The organism is Pseudomonas sp. 7SR1, from assembly GCF_900156465.1.
GTDB lineage: Bacteria > Pseudomonadota > Gammaproteobacteria > Pseudomonadales > Pseudomonadaceae > Aquipseudomonas.
Window position 1 is genome coordinate 1,143,629 of the sequence record NZ_LT707064.1, and the last position, 17,166, is coordinate 1,160,794.

Here is a 17,166-nt window from a genome sequence, read left to right on the forward strand (position 1 = left end):
CTTGTTCCCTCGCCACTAAAGCACTTCGTCGGAAATCAGCGGGCCGTCAGCTCGATCACACAGCATTGGCCGTGGCTGGTGATGTCCAGCAGCCCGGTGTTGCTCAATTGCAAGCAGTCGTAGAGGCCCAGGTTAACGGCGGACTCGCCAACCCTGATCGCCAACCCCGGGGCCGCGCTGAACACCAGCACCGTCTGCGCCTCGCTGAAAAACCGCTGCTGGCCTCCCAGCCATTGCAACCGCGCGTGAAAACGCTGGGGGGCATAGATCAGGTTGAAATCGCGAATCGGCCCGCCCAGCAAGGTGCAATGCACATGGCTCTCGCCGCTGAAGGCAAAGGGGTCCAGCGGATGCAAAGGTCGCGTGGCCTGGCCATCGACGTTCAGCGTCATGCCGTCTCCCTGCAGGACGCTGATGATCCTTTCGTAGCCGGCAAAGGTGGAAAAACCGCCCGACTCGGCGATATCGGCAATCGACAGGCGCCAGCCGAAACCTTCCAGGCCGGTGCCGGCGTCACGGGTGATTTCCTCGGTACTGCCGCCACCGTTTTTCCAGGGCATGCGGGGATAGTCCGCAGCCCGCAGAACTGTCATCTGATTCGTCATTTATGAAACCGACCTTCCAGGCTGTGACGGGAACCGGGGTGGATCAGGCGCGCGGCGGTCACCGGCTGGCGCCCGGACCAGGTGCGGCGACGGATCAACAGGCACGGCTCGCCCCGTTCGATCTGCAGCAGCTTGCACTCGCTCGGCTCGGCGAGGATCGCCTCCACCACATGCTCGCCCTCGGTCAGCGGCGCGACCTGGTTCAGATAGGCATAGGGCGTCTGCAGGGTGAAATCCTGCTTGAGGTAGTCCGGCGCCACCAGCGCATTGACGAAACGGTCCTCGATCTGCACCGGGATGTCGTTCTCGAAATGCACGATCAGAGAATGGAACACCTTCTGGCCTTCGCGCATCTCCAGGGCCAGGGCACGCTCGGAACCGGCGGCCTCTTCTTCCAGGGTGATGACCTTGCAGGTATGGCGATGGCCACGGGAGGCGATTTCGTCGGCGATGTTATGCACTTCGAACAAAGCGGACTGGCTCTTGGGTTCAGCCACGAAGGTACCGACCCCCTGCATGCGCACCAGCAGGCCGTCGGCGGTCATCTCCCGCAGGGCGCGGTTGATGGTCATGCGACTGAAGCCCAACTGACTGACCAGTTCGCTTTCCGATGGCACGCGGTAATGCGGTGGCCAGTTTCCACTGTCGATCTGCTGGGTAATCATCTGTTTGACGCGGGCGTACAAGGGCGCCGGACTGTCGCCCATGTTCGCGGCAATTGGTGGTTTGGCAGGCGGAGTCGGCACGGCGGTTCCCTGTTCTGCGAATGAGATTACAAATGTCCTGTAGCCCAGATACTGTTCCTTCTTGACGGCGTCTCTTGCCGTCATCCTGCGTTGCCGCTCCTCGCCACAGCCTGCTATGACTCGGCGCGGCGCCTGCCTGACGACAAGAGCCACACATCAAAAAAGAACGTATCTATGAAACAGGACATTAGCTTGCCGGAGTTTACCGGCCAGGCAAACGTCTGTATATGTATATACAAATTACGCACGATGAGGTTCGACCATGCCCGCCTTTTTTGCCGAACGCGCGCTGCTGCCTAGTGGATGGGCCAATGATGTACGTCTTGAAGTCGACGCCGCTGGCGTCCTGACTCATGTCCAGGCCGGCTCCCACGCAGACGGCGCCGAACGGCTGGGAGGTCCGTTGTTGCCGGGCATGCCGAACCTGCACTCCCATGCCTTCCAACGGGCCATGGCCGGGCTGGCGGAAGTGGCGGGCAACCCCAACGACAGTTTCTGGACCTGGCGCGACCTGATGTATCGCCTCGTCGGGAAAATCAGCCCCGATCAACTGGGCATCATTGCCCGGCAGTTGTACATCGAAATGCTCAAGGCCGGTTACACCTCGGTCGCCGAATTCCACTATGTGCACCACGATACCGACGGCACACCCTATGCCGACCCGGCTGAACTGGCCTTGCGCATCAGCCACGCCGCCCAGGCGGCCGGCATCGGGCTGACCCTGCTGCCAGTGCTCTACAGCCACTCCGGTTTCGGAGGCCAGGCACCCAACGAAGGGCAACGCCGCTTCATCAACAGCACCGAAAACTACCTCAAGCTGCAAACACGCTTGCAGCCGATTCTGGCTGCACAACCGACCCAGGCGCTGGGCCTGTGCTTCCACTCATTGCGTGCCGTGACGCCCAGGCAGATCCAGGACGTGCTGGCCGCGAGCGACCGCCATTGCCCGGTGCACATCCATATCGCCGAGCAGCAAAAGGAAGTCGACGATTGCCTGGGCTGGAGTGGCGCCCGTCCGTTGCAATGGCTGTACGAAAACGTCGAGGTCGACCCGCGCTGGTGCCTGGTGCATGCCACCCACGCCAACGCCGACGAAGTCGCCCTCATGGCCAGGAGCCGGGCGATCGCCGGCCTGTGCCTGACCACCGAAGCCAACCTGGGCGACGGTATTTTCCCGGCGGTGGATTTCATCGCCCAAGGTGGACGCCTGGGCATCGGTTCCGATAGCCATGTGTCATTGAGCGTAGTGGAGGAATTGCGTTGGCTGGAATACGGCCAGCGCCTGCGGGATCAACGGCGCAACCGCCTGTATCGACCAGACCAGCCAATGGTCGGCCGCACCTTGTTCGATGCGGCCCTGGAAGGCGGCGCCCAGGCGCTGGGGCAAGCGGTCGGTGCCCTCGACGTCGGCAAACGCGCCGACTGGCTGGTGCTCGACGGCAACGACCCTTACCTGGCCACTGCCAGGGGCGACGGGATACTCAATCGCTGGCTGTTTGCCGGCGGGGATCGTCAGGTGCGTGATGTGATGGTCGGCGGGCAATGGGTCGTGCGCGATGGATGTCATGCCGGGGAAGAAGAAAGCGCCCGGGCGTTTGCCCAGGTCTTGCGCGAACTTCTGGACTGACGAAATGCGGGAGCGAGCCTGCTCGCGATGAGGCCTTCGCATTCAACACGAGGTTGACTGGACGTCCGTCATCGCGAGCAGGCTCGCTCCCAAAGGGGCTCTTCGAAGCGGTTCAATCCGAGGTTCGGGCCATCTGCCGATCCGACGCACGCCAGATCAACCGTGTCGTGTCGTAGCCTTGCTGGCGCGCCCTGCTGAGCAGTTCTTCACGAACGTCGACATTGACGGTGGGCGTACGGGACAGCAGCCACATGTAGCGTCGGCTCGGGTCACCCACGATGGCGGTCTTGTAGTCTTCGCTGACGTACAGCACCCAATATTGCCCCTTTGCCACACCCGGCAGGATGCGGGAAAACCAGGTATCGAACTCGACCCAGAGCTTGTCGGTCTTGCCCGGCACCTGTGGCTTGGCGGTGCCCTTGGCTTCTTCCCACTGCCAGTCCGAAGTCAGGCAGCGATTGAGTACACCCAGGTTGCCGTCGGGCTTGAGGGTGTAGTGAGCTTCCGATTGCGCGCAGTTGCGCTGGAAATACATTGGCAGGCGGGCCAACTCGTACCAGGTCCCTTGGTAACGCTTGAGATTGACACTGTTGACGGTCTTGGGCGCCAACGGGTCTTCGCCAGAAGTGGCACAGCCGGCCAGTACCAGGCCAGCTAAAAGCACTAACAATAACCGCATCATTATTTTTCTCCCGCAGGCCTCTGGCCTCGGTTTACTTCAGGCCTTGGCCGGAAAACATCAACACTTTGTCACCGGCATACTGCACGCTGATAAAGCTTTTCTGGTCGCCCCAGGTGCAACTGGACATGCCGAGCGCGCCCGAACAATCGGTCGGTTTCCCCAGTAACGTTTCGACTTCGGCCTTGGACATGCCGGCCGACAGCTTCGAATAGTTTTCCTGGTTGACTTTGCTGCAGGCGGCCAGAAAGACGCACAAAGACAACAACGCGATAGAACGCAGGGACATCGGGTAACTCCTGGAGCGGAAGGGAGGTGGCAGGGTGCCAACCAGAACCTTAGAAGAGAAAACCGTCATCTGGTTCCCCGGGGAACCGGCTATTTATTGGGCCAAACCCAGGCACTTCGTCGGTAAATCAACCAGTTTGTGACGGCGTCGTGCATTTCGTCGGGAATACGTCATCAGCACCTGAATCGCGACGCCGGGGAGCCGATAAAAAGACCAGCGCCAAAAATCGCGTTATGGCACATTGACGCCCCCTTCCTGACCAGCTTCTGTTCGGTAGCTTTCTTAATGACCAGAAACATGAAATTCAGCCACAAAATTCTGTTGGCTGCCGCCCTCGTGGTGGCCGTCGCATTCGCCTGTTTCATCCTGTTCAACGACTATCGCCAGCGCCAGAGCCTGCACACCAGCACCGAAACCTCCATGCAGGAACTCGGCAGCCTGACCAGCCGCAACATCCAGACCTGGGTCGAGGGTCGCATCCAGTTGCTCCAGTCGCTGGCACAGCAGATCGCCGTGGACGGCAGCAGCGCCGACAGCCTCAAGCGCGCGGTCGGCCTGCCGGCGTACACCGGCAATTTCCAGCTCAGCTACTTCGGCGGCACCGACGGCGTGATGTTTTCGGTTCCGGCCGGTAATCGCGCCGCCGACTACGACCCCCGTGCCCGTGGCTGGTACAAGGCCGCCAACAGCGCTCAACAGACCATCGTCACCGAACCCTACATCGCGGCCTCATCCGGCAAACTGGTGATCACTGTCGCCACCCCGGTCCAGCATCAGAACCAGATGATCGGCGTGGCCGGTGCGGACATCGACCTGTCGAGCGTCAGCGCCATCATCAACTCGCTGAACTTCGGGGGCCATGGCCATGCCTTCATCGTCAGCGCCGACGGCAAGATCCTGATCCACCCCGACAGCAAGCGTGTGCTCAAGACCCTGGCCGAGGCCTACCCCAACGGCGCACCACAAGTCAGCCCGGGCATGAAGGAAGTCGAACTCGACGGCAAGACCCAGTTCATGTCCTTCACCCGCGTCAATGGCGTGCCGGGCGCCGATTGGTATGTGGCACTGGTACTGGACAAGGACACGGCGCTGGCGATGCTCAGCGAATTCCGCACCTCGGCATTGATCGCCATGGCCATCGCCGTGGTGTTCATCATTGCCCTGCTGGGCATGTTGATCCGCGTGCTGATGCAGCCATTGCTGACCATGGGCCGCGCGATGCATGACATCGCCGAAGGCGAAGGCGACCTGACCCGGCGCCTGACCATCCATGGCCACGACGAATTCGGCGCCCTGGGCACATCGTTCAACCGCTTTGTCGAACGCATTCACACCTCGATCCGCGAAGTGGCTTCGGCCACCGGCCAGGTCAACGAAGTCGCCCTGCGCGTGGTCAGTGCCTCCAATTCCTCGATGTTCAATTCCGACCAGCAAGCCTCGCGCACCAGTAGCGTTGCCGCAGCCATCAACCAGCTCGGCGCCGCCGCCCAGGAAATCGCCCAGAACGCCGCCCTCGCCTCGCAGCACTCCAGCGAGGCCCGCAACCTGGCCGAGGATGGCCAGCAGGTGGTAGACAAGACCATCACCGCCATGCAGCAGCTGTCGGCGAAGATCAGCGATTCGTGCGGCAACATCGAAACCCTGAACAGCAACACCGTGAACATCGGCCAGATCCTGGAAGTGATCACCAGCATCTCCCAGCAGACCAACCTGCTCGCCCTGAACGCGGCCATCGAGGCCGCACGGGCCGGGGAAGCCGGCCGCGGTTTCGCGGTAGTGGCCGATGAGGTGCGCAACCTGGCCCACCGCACCCAGGATTCGGCGCAGCAAGTGCAGAAGATGATCGAAGAACTGCAGGTCGGTGCCCGGGAAGCGGTGCTGACCATGACCGACAGCCAGCGCCAGAGCGAAAGCAGCGTGGGCATCGCCAACCAGGCCGGTGAACGACTGGGCAGCGTGACCCAGCGTATTGGTGAAATCGACGGCATGAACCAGTCCGTGGCCACCGCCACCGAAGAACAGACTGCCGTGGTGGAATCGATCAACGTCGACATCAACGAGATCAACACGTTGAACCAGGAAGGCGTGGAAAACCTGCAAGCCACCTTGCGGGCCTGTGCCGATCTTGAGCAGCAGGCGGCGCGGTTGAAGCAGTTGGTGGGTAGTTTCCGGATCTAGTGCCTGGACATACCCCGTCGCGAGCAAGCTCGCGACGGGGTATGTCAGCCTACGCAAACAGACATTTGGTCAGCGCTACCTGACTCAAGACTGAATTAAGACTAAACTCAGTCCATTCAATCTTTCGAGGCTTACGCCATGAAGCTGTCATCCCAAATCAAACCCATCAGCTATTTGAAAAGCCACACGGCTGAAATCGTAAAGACCATCACAGAGAGTAGAGAGCCTTTGATCATCACCCAAAACGGTGAAGCCAAGCTCGTAGTCATGGATGTGAAAAGTTTCGAAGAACAAGAAGACACCATGGCGCTGTTGAAGCTATTGGCCATGGGCAACCGTGAAATTGAAGAAGGTAATTTTCGGGATGTTGAGGATGTCTTCACTGAGCTGGACAGGGCTGACACTCAATGAGCTTAAAGGTTGTCATCCTTCAATCGGCCGAAACAGATCTTAAAGAGCTCCGCGTTTATCTAATCGAGCGGTTTTCTTCTCAAACATGGCAAAACACCTATGCCAGTCTGAAAGCAGCGATCCGTCATCTAGCAACACTGCCTTTTGCGGGATCGATCCCGGAAGAAATTGAAAGGCTTAATCTCGGTCAATATCGACAGATCCTTTCAGGAATGAATAGGATCATTTATGAAGTGCGAGGCCAAACGATCTACATCCACATCATCGCCGATAGCCGCAAGAGCTTGCCCGCGTTGCTAATGAAACGCTTGCTTCGAAGCGACTCTTAGAACTTCGCTAAAATCGCGACCCAGGCTTGTTCAAAAACTCCATTTCCTCAGCCGTGGACTCGCGCCCCAACACCGCATTGCGATGGGGAAACCGTCCAAACCGCGCAATGATCTTCTGGTGCCGCTCGGCATAATCCAGGTTGTCTTCAAACACTGCCCGCTCCGCCTCGGGCTGCTCTCGAACCAGCTCGATAAACCGCGACACGGCTTCGTTCTGCACCGCGAGGATTTCGCAGTGTTCCAGTACGAGGTAGATGAATACGCGCTGGATGGGCTTGAGTTGGCGCTCGAACCCCGCCGCCAGGCCTTGGGCCACCAGCGCCTGGGCACGCAGGTCGCCGGCAAAAGCCTTGGGGGTGTCGCGAAAGATCATCCGCGGAAGCTGATCGAGCAGTAGCACCAGGGCCAGCCAACCTTCCGGGCGTTGCGCCCAGTCGGTCAATCCGCCGGCCAGTGCCTGCTCGACCTGATCGCCGAAGCGCTCTTGCGCCTGGCGATCATGGCCTTTGCCAAACCACAGCTTGCCCTTGTCGGCCGCGATTTCGTCCGGCGTTTCGGCTGAACCAAACCACCAATCGAGCAACGGCTGCCAGGGCTCGGCCATGTTTCACTCCTTGTGATAGGCCGTGGCGCGCGCCACTTCTTCCTTCGAGCCGAGGAACACTGCTACGCGCTGGTGAAGGCCTTCGGGCTGGATGTCGAGGATGCGCTGGTGACCGTCGGTGGAAGCACCGCCGGCCTGTTCCACCAGGAACGACATCGGGTTGGCTTCATACATCAGGCGCAGCTTGCCCGGCTTGGAGGGCTCGCGGCTGTCGCGCGGGTACATGAACAGGCCGCCACGGGTCAGGATACGGTGCACGTCGGCAACCATGGCCGCGACCCAGCGCATGTTGTAGTTCTTCTTCAACGGGCCTTCCTCGCCGGCCAGCAGCTCGCTGACATAGCGCTGCACGGGAGCTTCCCAGTGCCGCTGGTTGGACATGTTGATAGCGAATTCCTGGGTGGTTTCAGGAATGGTGATGTCTTCGTGGGTCAGTACGAAGCTGCCCATCTCGCGGTCCAGGGTGAAGCCCTTGACGCCGTCGCCCAGGGTCAGCACCAGCATGGTCTGCGGGCCATAGATGGCATAGCCGGCGGCGACTTGCTGGGTGCCTGGTTGCAGGAAAGCCTTTTCATTCAGGGCTTCGTTCTGGCTCAGGTATTCGTTCGGGCAACGCAGTACCGAGAAGATGGTGCCGACCGGCGCGTTGATATCGATGTTCGACGAACCGTCCAGTGGATCGAACACCAGCAGATAGGCACCCTTGGGGTACTTGCCCGGGATCTGGTAGGCATTGTCCATTTCCTCGGACGCCATGCCGGCCAGGTGACCACCCCATTCGTTGGCTTCGAGCAGGATTTCGTTGGACAGCACGTCGAGCTTCTTCTGCACTTCGCCCTGCACGTTTTCGGTGCCCATGCTGCCCAGGACGCCACCCAGTGCGCCTTTGGATACGGCGTGGCTGATTTCCTTGCACGCACGCGCCACCACTTCGATCAAAAAGCGCAGATCGGCAGGGGTGTTGTTGCTGCGGGTCTGCTCAATCAAATAGCGACTCAAGGTAACGCGGGACATGGACGGCTCCGAAGAATAGGGGGCGGAAAAACCTGCGCAGTTTAGCGCGAGTCGGGACTTAATTCCTCCTATGAGACGGGGAATGGAGGATTGAGTTCACGGGGTGGCGGCTCGCTTGGATATTTCTGACGATTGAGAGAACGCCATCGCGAGCGAGCTCGCTCCCACAGTTGACTGAGTTGTTTCGACGAACGCGGTCTATTGTGGGAGCGAGCTTGCTCGCGATCAACGCACCTCAGCTCTTGACCGGCGGTTTGCGCAGCAGACTGAAGGCCATCGCCGCGAGGAACAATACACTGAGCAGCAACACCGCCCACAGGCCGATCTTCTTCCAGTTGGTCTCGACCGGGGCCGGGGTGGTCGCGGTTGCAGCGGCGGGGATGGCGCGGACCGTGCCATTCACCGTTGCCGTCCCCAGGGTCGCCAGGCGCGCGGGACGGTAATCCGGCACCAGTGTCGTCAAGGGCAGGTTGGCCGCCTTCACGGTGGCACTGCCCAGCGCCAGACTGAAGGGACCTTCTCCACGCGCCAGGAACACCACCTGACTGGGGCGCACCGCAAAGCGCAACGCCGGTGCCTTGTCGCCCAGGCCACCGCCGCGCTCATCGACTGTCAGCTTCAATTGCTGAACGGTCTGGCCGTCGAGCTGCAGTTGGTCCTGCACCACATCCTGGCCGTTCTGGGTCAGGCGATACAGCAAGCCACTGCCCAGCGGCTGCCACGGATGGCTGCTCTCGCGCCGACCGGCCAGGATCACCGGCGCCAGGCTGTTGGCCTGGCTCAGTTCCACCTGCACTTGTTCGATGTCCAGTCCCATGGGCAACTGCCAGGTATATTCACCGGCCTTGGCAGTGCTGCCGGCCAGCGGTTGCGACCAGGCCAAGGGCAGCGGCAGGTTTTCCTGGCGGGTGCTTTGCAACTGCGCCGAGGTCAGCACCGGGGCCGATGACGGCGACTCCCACAGCAATCGCAGGTAACGGGCCGATTGCCCCGGCAGGCTCACCTCATGCTGCTCGACCCGCTCATCGGCGAAGGTCAATCGTGCCACTTGGCCTTCGCCCCATGATTGCCAGTTCTGCAGATCGTCGCTGGCCTCGATGGTGAACCGCTGGAAGCCGTCGCGCTCACTGGTCCAGTCCAGGATCAGTTGCTGCAGGGGCGCCTTGATCGCGCTGGCGTCCAACAGCCAGCCGCGCAGTTCCTCCTCCCCTGCTTCGAGGCGGCTGGACGGCTGGACTTCCACCAGCGTGCCATTGGCGTTCGATTGCACCCGCACGCTGGGCGCACGCTCGTTGTCATCGGCGGCGTTGTACAGGGGAAACCACTTCACCTCGGTCAGGGTCCGGTTTTCCCGGCTCTGGGCGGTTTCGCGAACCAGGGCATAAGCCTGGGCCTGCCCGGCCGCGTTGAATACCCGCAGGTCGCTCAGGTCGGTCTGGCGCGCCTGCAACTGGACCTCCAGGGGCAACGGAAGACGATACCAAGGGCCCTCACCGCTCAAGGCCAGTGGCACCTGGTGGGCGAAGTCCGCTGGCCTCTCCTGGGCCACGACCGACAATGTCGCCCACAACCCCACCACTCCCAGCCCGATCCGACTCAACTTGCGACTCAAGATGACACTCCCCCACTGACAGGCATCGGCGGCTCGGTCGGCGGAACCGTTTCCGGACGCTTGGGCGGCAGTGGCGCGAAGTAGCCCACTACCAGCAACAGCACACCCACACCGATAAACGACACGATCCGCGCCAGACCGCCACGGTTACTCAATTCGACAAAGAACAGCTTGGCCACCACCACGGCAATCAACGCCGCACCGATCAGCCACACCTCGCGCCGATGCCGCAGGTGCCCGCCAATCATCAGGCCCAGGGCGATCAGCGTCCAGACGATAGACAAGCCGGCCTGCACGAACATGGATTCGAGCAGCGCATCCAGTTCGAACGGTACGTCCAGCCAATGGTGGGCGCTGCGCATCACCACCGCCGTGAAGAAAGCGAACAGCGACACCCCGGCGACCAACTGCGCCACCTGCCCGGCATGGGCCCAGCGGATCGCCAGTTGCGCCACTGCGCTGCGGGACCACACGTAGACGCCGAACAATGCGAACAGCAGGCCCAGCTCCAGAGGGTTGAGCAGCGGTACATAAGGCAAGGGTTCGGCGGTGCCGTCGCTGAAGGTATTGGCCAGCCAGAACCAGCCCAGCATCAGCAGGGCCAGGGGCGCCGCCGCGTAGACACGGTATTCGCGCGGCTGGGCCGAGACTGGCCACGGCCAGGCGCGTGGCGCGGCCATCAGGACCAGGTACAGGCTCGGCAGAATCGCCCAACCCAGCCAGCGCCAAGCGTTGTACTGCTCGGACAACAACAGCAGGCCGTAACGCAGTTGCAACGCCAGCACGCCGATCGACAGCCAGCAACCGAGCACATGGGCGGTACTGCGCACCTGGGTCGGCAGCATCGTGGCCAGGCGCTTCAGGGAAAGGAAATGCACGCCGAACACCAGCAGCCAGGCCAACCAGCCGTAGTCTGCCGCCGGGTGATAGCGGCTGTGCCAGGTCGCAACCAACACACAGCCCGCCGCAGGGACCAGCAAGGTGCACAGCAGCCCCAGCGCCGGCCATTTCAAACGCTGCGACAGGACGGTCCATACCGCCACGCTCAGCGCTGCGACGATCAACAGCAGGCTGCCCTGCAGGTTCGCCGGGGCGAAGCGCAGCACTTCGCTGACCCACGCCAGGGCCCACCAGCCGGCGCCCCAGACCAGCAGCAATTCGGACAGGCGCTGCAAATTCAAGGCATCGAATGCCGTGCCCGATCGATCCCGCTGCAGCCGCCATGCACCGATCAGCGCCGCCAACCCCAGCACCATTGGCGTCCAGAAGCCACTGTGGGCCAGAGGGCGCAGATCCTCGGCGTCGAGCGGACCCAGCAAGGCCGGCCCCGCCATCAGGAACGCCGCGCCGCCCACCAGTTGCAACAGCAGGCCGAAGACAAAACTCATGCGCTGCTTGAGGTACAGGCTCAGCCAGATGATCAGCAGGCCGCTGGCGGCCCATACCCCGCTCGCCGTCTGCCAGGGCAGGACAAACAGCACGGCCAGGTTGATCAGCACCAGCCCCGCCAGCAGCACGACCGACAGGCCGCGCAACAACCGGACGTCCCTGCGCACCATGTCGTCGCGGGCCGCCAGCAACATGCCGCCGATCAACGCCAGACCGATCAGGGAGGCGCTGAGCAAACCGCTCCAGCCGGCATCGAACACCGCCGCCGAGTCCCCTTCGGCGCCGCGCAGGCGCATCAGGAACAGCGCGCCGCCCAGCAGTTGCACGGCGAACGCCGTGAACAGGAAGCTGCGCGATTGCAGGCGCAGGCCGACGAACAGCGTCACAAGGCCGGCCAATGCCCAGGCGATGGCGGTACCATGGGTGAAGAAAAACAACGGGGCCAGCAGATAGAGGAAACCCAGGCCCAACACCGCCAGCACCGACTGGCCCTGGCGCTCCCAGGCGAGGGTGTGCGCAGGATCCGCCTTGCGCAACTGAAGGAAGCTGAACAGCAAGGCGCCACCGATCATCAGGCTGCCCAGCGCAGGCGCATCGAGCAGGCTGCTTTCGCCAAGGCTGACCTCGCCGAGGAAGGCACGTGCCGCCCCCAGTTGCAGCAACAAGGCAAAGGCCCTGGCCAGTGGTCGTTGCTGACGCAACCCCAACCAGAAGATCCCGGCGCCTTCCACGGCCCAGGCCGCCGAAGTCCAGCGGGCGTCGAGCCCCAGGGGAATCGCCAGGCTGGCGAAAATCACCCCCAGGGCCAGGCAGGTTTCAGCCAGCAGCAAGGCTCGCCCGCCCATCAATACCCGCGCCAGCCCCATGTAGATCGCACCCAGGGCCAGGGCGCTGAACGCCGCGGCGAGCTCCAGGTGCTGCACCAGGGCGTATTGCAGGCCGAAACCCACCAGCGGCGGACCGAACAGCATCGTGCCGTCCACGTAATCGCCCTTGCGCGCCGACCAGCGCAGCAACGCCTCGCGACTCTCATCCTCAGGCGCGCCTGCGGTTTCCAGCAATTTGCGACGAGTGAACAGCAGGCCGATCGCCAGGTACATCAGGAAGAACACGATCAGGAACGGCTCGGTACTCCAGAACAGCTCCGGCGTGTAGGAGCGCAGGCCCCAGGCGACACCGATGCCGAAGGTGCCGACAAAGCCGATCAGGTTGAGCAGGCGCCAGGCCTTGAACCAGGCAATGGCCAGGATGCCGGTGTTGAGCAGGATGAAATAGCTGAATAGCGCAACGTGATTGCCACTGCCAGTGGAGGTCAGGATCGGCGCGGCAAAACCACCCAGGGCGGCCGCTGCGGCCAGGCCCATGGCGTTCTGGGTGACCGCCAGGATCGCCGAGAACACCGTCACCGCCACCAGCAAGCCCAGCGCCGCCTTCGAGTCGAGCAGCGGGTGCAGGCGCATGGCGGCGAACACCGTCAGGTACAGCACCGCGATGCCGGTGCCCTGGAGCATCAAGGCGTAGTTGCTGTTGCGCTGGCGCAACCACCAGCCGAGGGCCAACAAGCCCAGCGCACTGGCTGCGACGCCGGCGTAACGCAGCTCGATCGGCACCACCATGCCTTCGGTGGCATAACGCAGCAGGAACGCCAGGCCGAGGAATAACAGCACCACACCGACCCGCAACACGGTATTGCCGCCGAACAGCCAGTTTCGCGCCCCCGCCATGGCCCGCTCGATGAAATTCGGGCCACGGGGCGCAGTGGGTTCAACAACCTTCGTTTCCAGGGTTTCCTGTCGGCGCGCTTCGCGCCTGGACACCGTTGGCGCCGGACGCCAGAGGTCGTCGGGCAAAGGTTGGCTGGCTTGTGTGCCGGCCATCGCGGGAGTGGGCGCAAGGTCAGGCGGCAGTTCCCAGACCAGCTCCGGCTCCGGCTCTGGTGTGGGTTGCGTCCGCACTTCGGGTTTCGGCGCCTCGGCCACTACGACCTGCGGTGCTGGCGTCGGTTCGCTCGGCGCGGCAACGGGGCCACGCTCCAGCAGCGCCAGACGGGCCTCCAGTGTCAGCAGGTTTTTCTGGGCGTCCTGCAGCAAGCTCTGTTGCTTGGCGGCCTGGGTGCCGAGACGGCTCAGCCGGACACCCTGGGCGATGCCAAGCCCCAGCAACCCGCCTATCAGCGCGTCGGCCAGCGACTCATCCACCACCCAGCCCAGTGCCAGGCCCAACAACGTCAAGATCCATTGCATGGTCGATATCCCTAAGCGGCCCGTTGCGGGCATGACCGGGGTGATGCGATGCCTGGATCAGTCTAGTGGAAGGGCACAAACCCTGTGGGAGCGAGCTTGCTCGCGATAGCGGCATGACAGACACCATCAGGTTGACTGACACACCGCTATCGCGAGCAAGCTCGCTCCCACATCGGATTGTTATCGCTGCCAATGACTGAGCCCGGCCACACAGCCCGGCGAAACTGGCGCCTAGTATATCGACGAAGCCCAGCCGCCGTTGGGCTTCGCTCACATTTCTGGAAGCCAGGCCTATTCCAGTGCTTTCCAGATATCGGTGGCGTACTCACGGATGGTGCGGTCGGAGGAGAACCAGCCCATGCGTGCCGTGTTAAGCACTGCCGAGCGCCACCATTGCTTGGAGTCGTGCCAACGCTCCTCGACCTTGGCCTGGGCGTTCCAGTACGCATCGAAATCGGCGCAGACCAGGAACCGGTCATAGTCCACCAGCGAATCCACCAGCCCGGCGTAGCGCATTGGATCGTCCGGTGAGAACACCCCGCCACGGATCGCCTGCAAGACGTCGTTGAGACGATGGGATGCGGCGATGTCCGGCGCTGCGCTGAACTCGCCGTTGCGCTTGCGGGCTTCCACCTGCTCGGCTGTCAGGCCGAAAATGAACATGTGCTCGCCACCCACGCGCTCGTGCATCTCGACGTTGGCGCCGTCCATCGTACCGATGGTCAGCGCGCCATTGAGGCCGAACTTCATGTTGCTGGTGCCCGACGCCTCGAAACCGGCGGTGGAAATCTGCTCCGACAAGTCCGCCGCCGGGATGATGCTCTCGGCCAGGCTGACGTTGTAGTTGGGCAGGAATACCACCTTGAGCAGACCGCGCACCGTCGGGTCGTTGTTCACCACCCGGGCGATGTCGTTGGTCAGCTTGATGATCAGCTTGGCCTGGTGATAACTGGCGGCGGCCTTGCCGGCGAAGATCTTCACGCGGGGTACCCAGTCCACCTCCGGCTCGGCGCGGATCGCCTGGTACAGCGCCACGGTATGCAGCAGATTGAGCAACTGACGCTTGTATTCATGGATCCGCTTGACCTGCACGTCGAACATCGCCGACGGGTTCACGGCGATCCCCAACCGCTCGTGGATCAGGTACGCCAGGGCCTTCTTGCTGTGCAGGCGCTGCTCGGCGAATTGTTTGCGGAACGCCTGCTTGTCGGCGAACGGCTCCAGCTCGATCAGGCGCTCCTCGGGATTGTCGAGCACGCTCGGCCCGAGGGCGTCCACCATCATCGATGTCAGCTCGGCGTTGGCCTGGAACAGCCAGCGGCGGAAGGTGATGCCGTTGGTCTTGTTGTTGATCCGCTCCGGATAGAGCTTGTGCAACTCCGAGAACACCGTGCTGCGCATCAGTTGCGTGTGCAGCCCGGACACGCCGTTGACGCTATGGGAGCCGAGGAACGCCAGGTTGCCCATGCGCACACGGCGACCGTTGTCCTCTTCGATCAGCGAAACCGAGCGCAGTACGTCGAAGTCGTGTATGCCCTTGGCCCGCAACGAGTCGATGTGCTGGGCATTGATCAGATAGATGATCTGCATGTGCCGCGGCAGCATGCGTTCCATCAGGCCCACCGGCCAGGTTTCCAGGGCCTCGGGCAACAGTGTGTGGTTGGTGTAGGACAGCGTGTCCTGGGTGATCTGCCAGGCCGCATCCCACGCCACGTCATAGACGTCCACCAACTGGCGCATCAGCTCGGCCACGGCGATGGACGGGTGGGTGTCGTTGAGCTGGATCGCCGCATGGTCGCCCAGGGTCAGCACCGAGGTGTGCATGTTGCGATGACGACGCAGCAGGTCTTGCAGCGAGGCGGCGACGAAGAAATATTCCTGGCGCAGGCGCAGTTCCTGGCCGGCCTCAGTGCTGTCGGCCGGGTACAGCACCCGGGAAATACTTTCGGCCCGGGCCACTTCCGCCACCGCGCCCAGGTGGTCGCCGGCGTTGAAGCGTTCCAGGTGCAACTCTTCCATGGCACGGGCGCGCCACAGACGCAGGGTGTTGACGCTGGCGCCGCGCCAGCCCACCACGGGGGTGTCGTAGGCGATGGCCCGTACGGTTTCTCCCGGGGACCAGACTTGCCGGGTCTTGCCGGTGTCGTCAGTGACGGTCTCGACACTGCCGCCGAAGCCGATCGTATAAACCACCTCCGGCCGTTCGAACTCCCAGGGGTTGCCGAAATCCAGCCAGTGCTCGGTCTGCTCCTGCTGCCAGCCGTCCACCACGGCCTGGCGGAACAGGCCGTGCTCATACCGGATGCCATAGCCATGGCCGGCAATACCCAGGGTCGACATGCTTTCCATGAAGCATGCCGCCAATCGGCCGAGACCGCCGTTGCCGAGCGCCGCGTCGGGCTCGAGCAAACGAATGCGCTCCAGGTCCACGCCCAGCTCGGTCAGGGCTTCGCGCGCAGTGTCCAGCAGGCCGAGGTTGCTCAGGCTGTCATACAGCAAGCGGCCGATCAAAAATTCCAGGGAGAGGTAATAGACCCGCTTCTGGCCCTTGCGATAGATCTGTCGCGTATGGTCCATCCAGTGATCGACCATATGGTCGCGGGCGGCGAGGGCAATGGCTTCGAACCAGTCGTGATCAAACGCATGATCGGGGTCCTTGCCGACGGCATAAGTGAGTTTGGTCAACACGGCGTCGCGAAACGCAGCGACTTCAGCTTCGCGAACAAGTGGTTCTTGAGTCATGGAATTAAGACCTCGAACGGACATGGAATTGTCTGAGCCTAGACGGTCTGACAGACGGTCAAGGCGCTTGGTTCGGTGGTTTTTCCCCAAGTGTCGGAGAATTGCCGTCAGGGAACTGCCGGATGGACGAATGAATGCAGGGGCCGTGCCGCTGTCGGAAGGGTTTCTTGAAATCGAAAAAAAACGGCGGATGGTCGTTCAAAATTTCACCAGTCCCGGTATGATCGCGCGCCCTGACGCATGCTGGTACACCCTGATGATGAAGCCCAACCTGATCGCCGCCGCGGAGATCGACCGACTCGATACCTGGGCCCGGTATTCGGCCCCGATGTGCGGTTCCTGCGTGTCGAGCTGCTGCACACTACCGGTCGAGGTCAAGATCAAGGACCTGATCCGGATCGGCATCGTCGATGAGTTCGAACTGGGCGACCCACCGAAGAACATCGCCAAGCGCCTGCAAAAGGAAGGGATCGTCGAGCGCTACAACCAGAAGTCCGAGATTTTCACGCTCCAGCGCATGAGCAACAACGATTGCCTGTATCTGGACCGTAAAAGCCGCTTGTGCACCATTTACGAGAAGCGCCCGGACACCTGCCGCAACCATCCGCGAATTGGGCCACGGCCGGGCTATTGCGCCTACAAACCCAAGGAAGTGGAGCGCGAGCGCAATCCGCGGACGCTGGATCGCTTTTGATCTG

The 17,166-nt window shown here is 62.3% G+C and carries 14 protein-coding genes; 5 read left to right on the forward strand and 9 right to left on the reverse strand.

All coding sequences use genetic code 11. The annotated features are described in order from the left end of the window. Positions 1-35: 35 nt before the first annotated feature. Both BW992_RS05215 and hutC read right to left on the reverse strand, forming a co-directional pair. The gene (locus tag BW992_RS05215; protein WP_231991105.1) at positions 36-593 is read right to left on the reverse strand and encodes a HutD/Ves family protein; all 558 of its coding nucleotides are present in this window, start codon (positions 591-593) and stop codon (positions 36-38) included. Positions 594-601: 8 nt separating this feature from the next. Continuing rightward, on the reverse strand, positions 602-1,312 hold the full coding sequence (gene hutC / locus BW992_RS05220) for a histidine utilization repressor (protein WP_172679593.1): 711 nt from the start codon (positions 1,310-1,312) through the stop codon (positions 602-604). 301 nt (positions 1,313-1,613) lie between these two features. Between hutC and BW992_RS05225 the strand changes: the two genes are divergently transcribed. Further along, entirely contained in the window at positions 1,614-2,978 is a 1,365-nt protein-coding gene (locus BW992_RS05225) for a formimidoylglutamate deiminase (protein ID WP_076405720.1), read from the forward strand. A 112-nt stretch (positions 2,979-3,090) separates the two neighbouring features. On the opposite strand, the gene BW992_RS05230 is transcribed toward BW992_RS05225, so the two are convergent. Both BW992_RS05230 and bamE read right to left on the reverse strand, forming a co-directional pair. Beyond that, complete coding sequence (locus BW992_RS05230) at positions 3,091-3,660, reverse strand: lipocalin family protein (RefSeq protein WP_072397942.1); 570 nt, start codon at positions 3,658-3,660, stop codon at positions 3,091-3,093. A 31-nt stretch (positions 3,661-3,691) separates the two neighbouring features. Then, positions 3,692-3,946, reverse strand: a complete 255-nt coding sequence (gene bamE / locus BW992_RS05235; protein WP_072397941.1) for an outer membrane protein assembly factor BamE domain-containing protein — start codon at positions 3,944-3,946, stop codon at positions 3,692-3,694. A gap of 285 nt (positions 3,947-4,231) precedes the next feature. On the opposite strand from bamE, the gene BW992_RS05240 reads away from it, so the two are divergent. The 3 genes from BW992_RS05240 to BW992_RS05250 all read left to right on the forward strand — a co-directional run bounded on the left by BW992_RS05240 (position 4,232) and on the right by BW992_RS05250 (position 6,864). Beyond that, positions 4,232-6,124 (forward strand): methyl-accepting chemotaxis protein, encoded by a 1,893-nt coding sequence (locus BW992_RS05240; RefSeq protein ID WP_197685714.1) that lies wholly within the window; start codon positions 4,232-4,234, stop codon positions 6,122-6,124. Between the two features lie 138 nt (positions 6,125-6,262). Then, positions 6,263-6,535: a type II toxin-antitoxin system Phd/YefM family antitoxin gene (locus BW992_RS05245; RefSeq protein ID WP_072459099.1), complete on the forward strand. Its 273-nt coding sequence runs from the start codon at positions 6,263-6,265 to the stop codon at positions 6,533-6,535. Next, positions 6,532-6,864, forward strand: a complete 333-nt coding sequence (locus BW992_RS05250; protein ID WP_072397938.1) for a type II toxin-antitoxin system RelE/ParE family toxin — start codon at positions 6,532-6,534, stop codon at positions 6,862-6,864. The genes BW992_RS05245 and BW992_RS05250 overlap by 4 nt, the downstream gene beginning before the upstream one ends. Before the next feature lie 7 nt (positions 6,865-6,871). Here the strand turns inward: BW992_RS05250 and BW992_RS05255 are convergent, their stop codons facing one another. The 5 genes from BW992_RS05255 to BW992_RS05275 all read right to left on the reverse strand — a co-directional run bounded on the left by BW992_RS05255 (position 6,872) and on the right by BW992_RS05275 (position 16,468). Next, positions 6,872-7,468, reverse strand: a complete 597-nt coding sequence (locus BW992_RS05255) for a DUF924 family protein (protein ID WP_072397937.1) — start codon at positions 7,466-7,468, stop codon at positions 6,872-6,874. A gap of 3 nt (positions 7,469-7,471) precedes the next feature. Next, a complete protein-coding gene (locus BW992_RS05260) occupies positions 7,472-8,482 on the reverse strand; it encodes a class 1 fructose-bisphosphatase (RefSeq protein WP_003220797.1) in 1,011 nt (336 codons plus the stop codon). Between the two features lie 235 nt (positions 8,483-8,717). After that, positions 8,718-10,094, reverse strand: a complete 1,377-nt coding sequence (locus BW992_RS05265; protein ID WP_072397935.1) for a DUF3999 domain-containing protein — start codon at positions 10,092-10,094, stop codon at positions 8,718-8,720. Then, positions 10,091-13,726, reverse strand: coding sequence for a DUF2339 domain-containing protein (locus BW992_RS05270; protein ID WP_076405722.1), 3,636 nt, complete (start codon positions 13,724-13,726; stop codon positions 10,091-10,093). Before BW992_RS05270 ends, BW992_RS05265 begins: the two co-directional genes overlap by 4 nt. A 291-nt stretch (positions 13,727-14,017) precedes the next feature. Then, on the reverse strand, positions 14,018-16,468 hold the full coding sequence (locus BW992_RS05275) for a glycogen/starch/alpha-glucan phosphorylase (protein ID WP_072397933.1): 2,451 nt from the start codon (positions 16,466-16,468) through the stop codon (positions 14,018-14,020). Positions 16,469-16,724: 256 nt separating this feature from the next. Between BW992_RS05275 and BW992_RS05280 the strand changes: the two genes are divergently transcribed. After that, on the forward strand, positions 16,725-17,162 hold the full coding sequence (locus BW992_RS05280; protein WP_072398017.1) for a YkgJ family cysteine cluster protein: 438 nt from the start codon (positions 16,725-16,727) through the stop codon (positions 17,160-17,162). The last annotated feature ends 4 nt before the right edge of the window (positions 17,163-17,166 follow it).

Bases quoted from the DNA above. Each gene is read 5' to 3' on its own strand.
- BW992_RS05215 (WP_231991105.1), bottom strand. From the start codon at position 593: ATGACAGTTCTGCGGGCTGCGGACTATCCCCGCATGCCCTGGAAAAAC.
- hutC (WP_172679593.1), bottom strand. From the start codon at position 1,312: ATGGGCGACAGTCCGGCGCCCTTGTACGCCCGCGTCAAACAGATGATT.
- BW992_RS05225 (WP_076405720.1), top strand. From the start codon at position 1,614: ATGCCCGCCTTTTTTGCCGAACGCGCGCTGCTGCCTAGTGGATGGGCC.
- BW992_RS05230 (WP_072397942.1), bottom strand. From the start codon at position 3,660: ATGATGCGGTTATTGTTAGTGCTTTTAGCTGGCCTGGTACTGGCCGGC.
- bamE (WP_072397941.1), bottom strand. From the start codon at position 3,946: ATGTCCCTGCGTTCTATCGCGTTGTTGTCTTTGTGCGTCTTTCTGGCC.
- BW992_RS05240 (WP_197685714.1), top strand. From the start codon at position 4,232: ATGACCAGAAACATGAAATTCAGCCACAAAATTCTGTTGGCTGCCGCC.
- BW992_RS05245 (WP_072459099.1), top strand. From the start codon at position 6,263: ATGAAGCTGTCATCCCAAATCAAACCCATCAGCTATTTGAAAAGCCAC.
- BW992_RS05250 (WP_072397938.1), top strand. From the start codon at position 6,532: ATGAGCTTAAAGGTTGTCATCCTTCAATCGGCCGAAACAGATCTTAAA.
- BW992_RS05255 (WP_072397937.1), bottom strand. From the start codon at position 7,468: ATGGCCGAGCCCTGGCAGCCGTTGCTCGATTGGTGGTTTGGTTCAGCC.
- BW992_RS05260 (WP_003220797.1), bottom strand. From the start codon at position 8,482: ATGTCCCGCGTTACCTTGAGTCGCTATTTGATTGAGCAGACCCGCAGC.
- BW992_RS05270 (WP_076405722.1), bottom strand. From the start codon at position 13,726: ATGCAATGGATCTTGACGTTGTTGGGCCTGGCACTGGGCTGGGTGGTG.
- BW992_RS05275 (WP_072397933.1), bottom strand. From the start codon at position 16,468: ATGACTCAAGAACCACTTGTTCGCGAAGCTGAAGTCGCTGCGTTTCGC.
- BW992_RS05280 (WP_072398017.1), top strand. From the start codon at position 16,725: ATGATGAAGCCCAACCTGATCGCCGCCGCGGAGATCGACCGACTCGAT.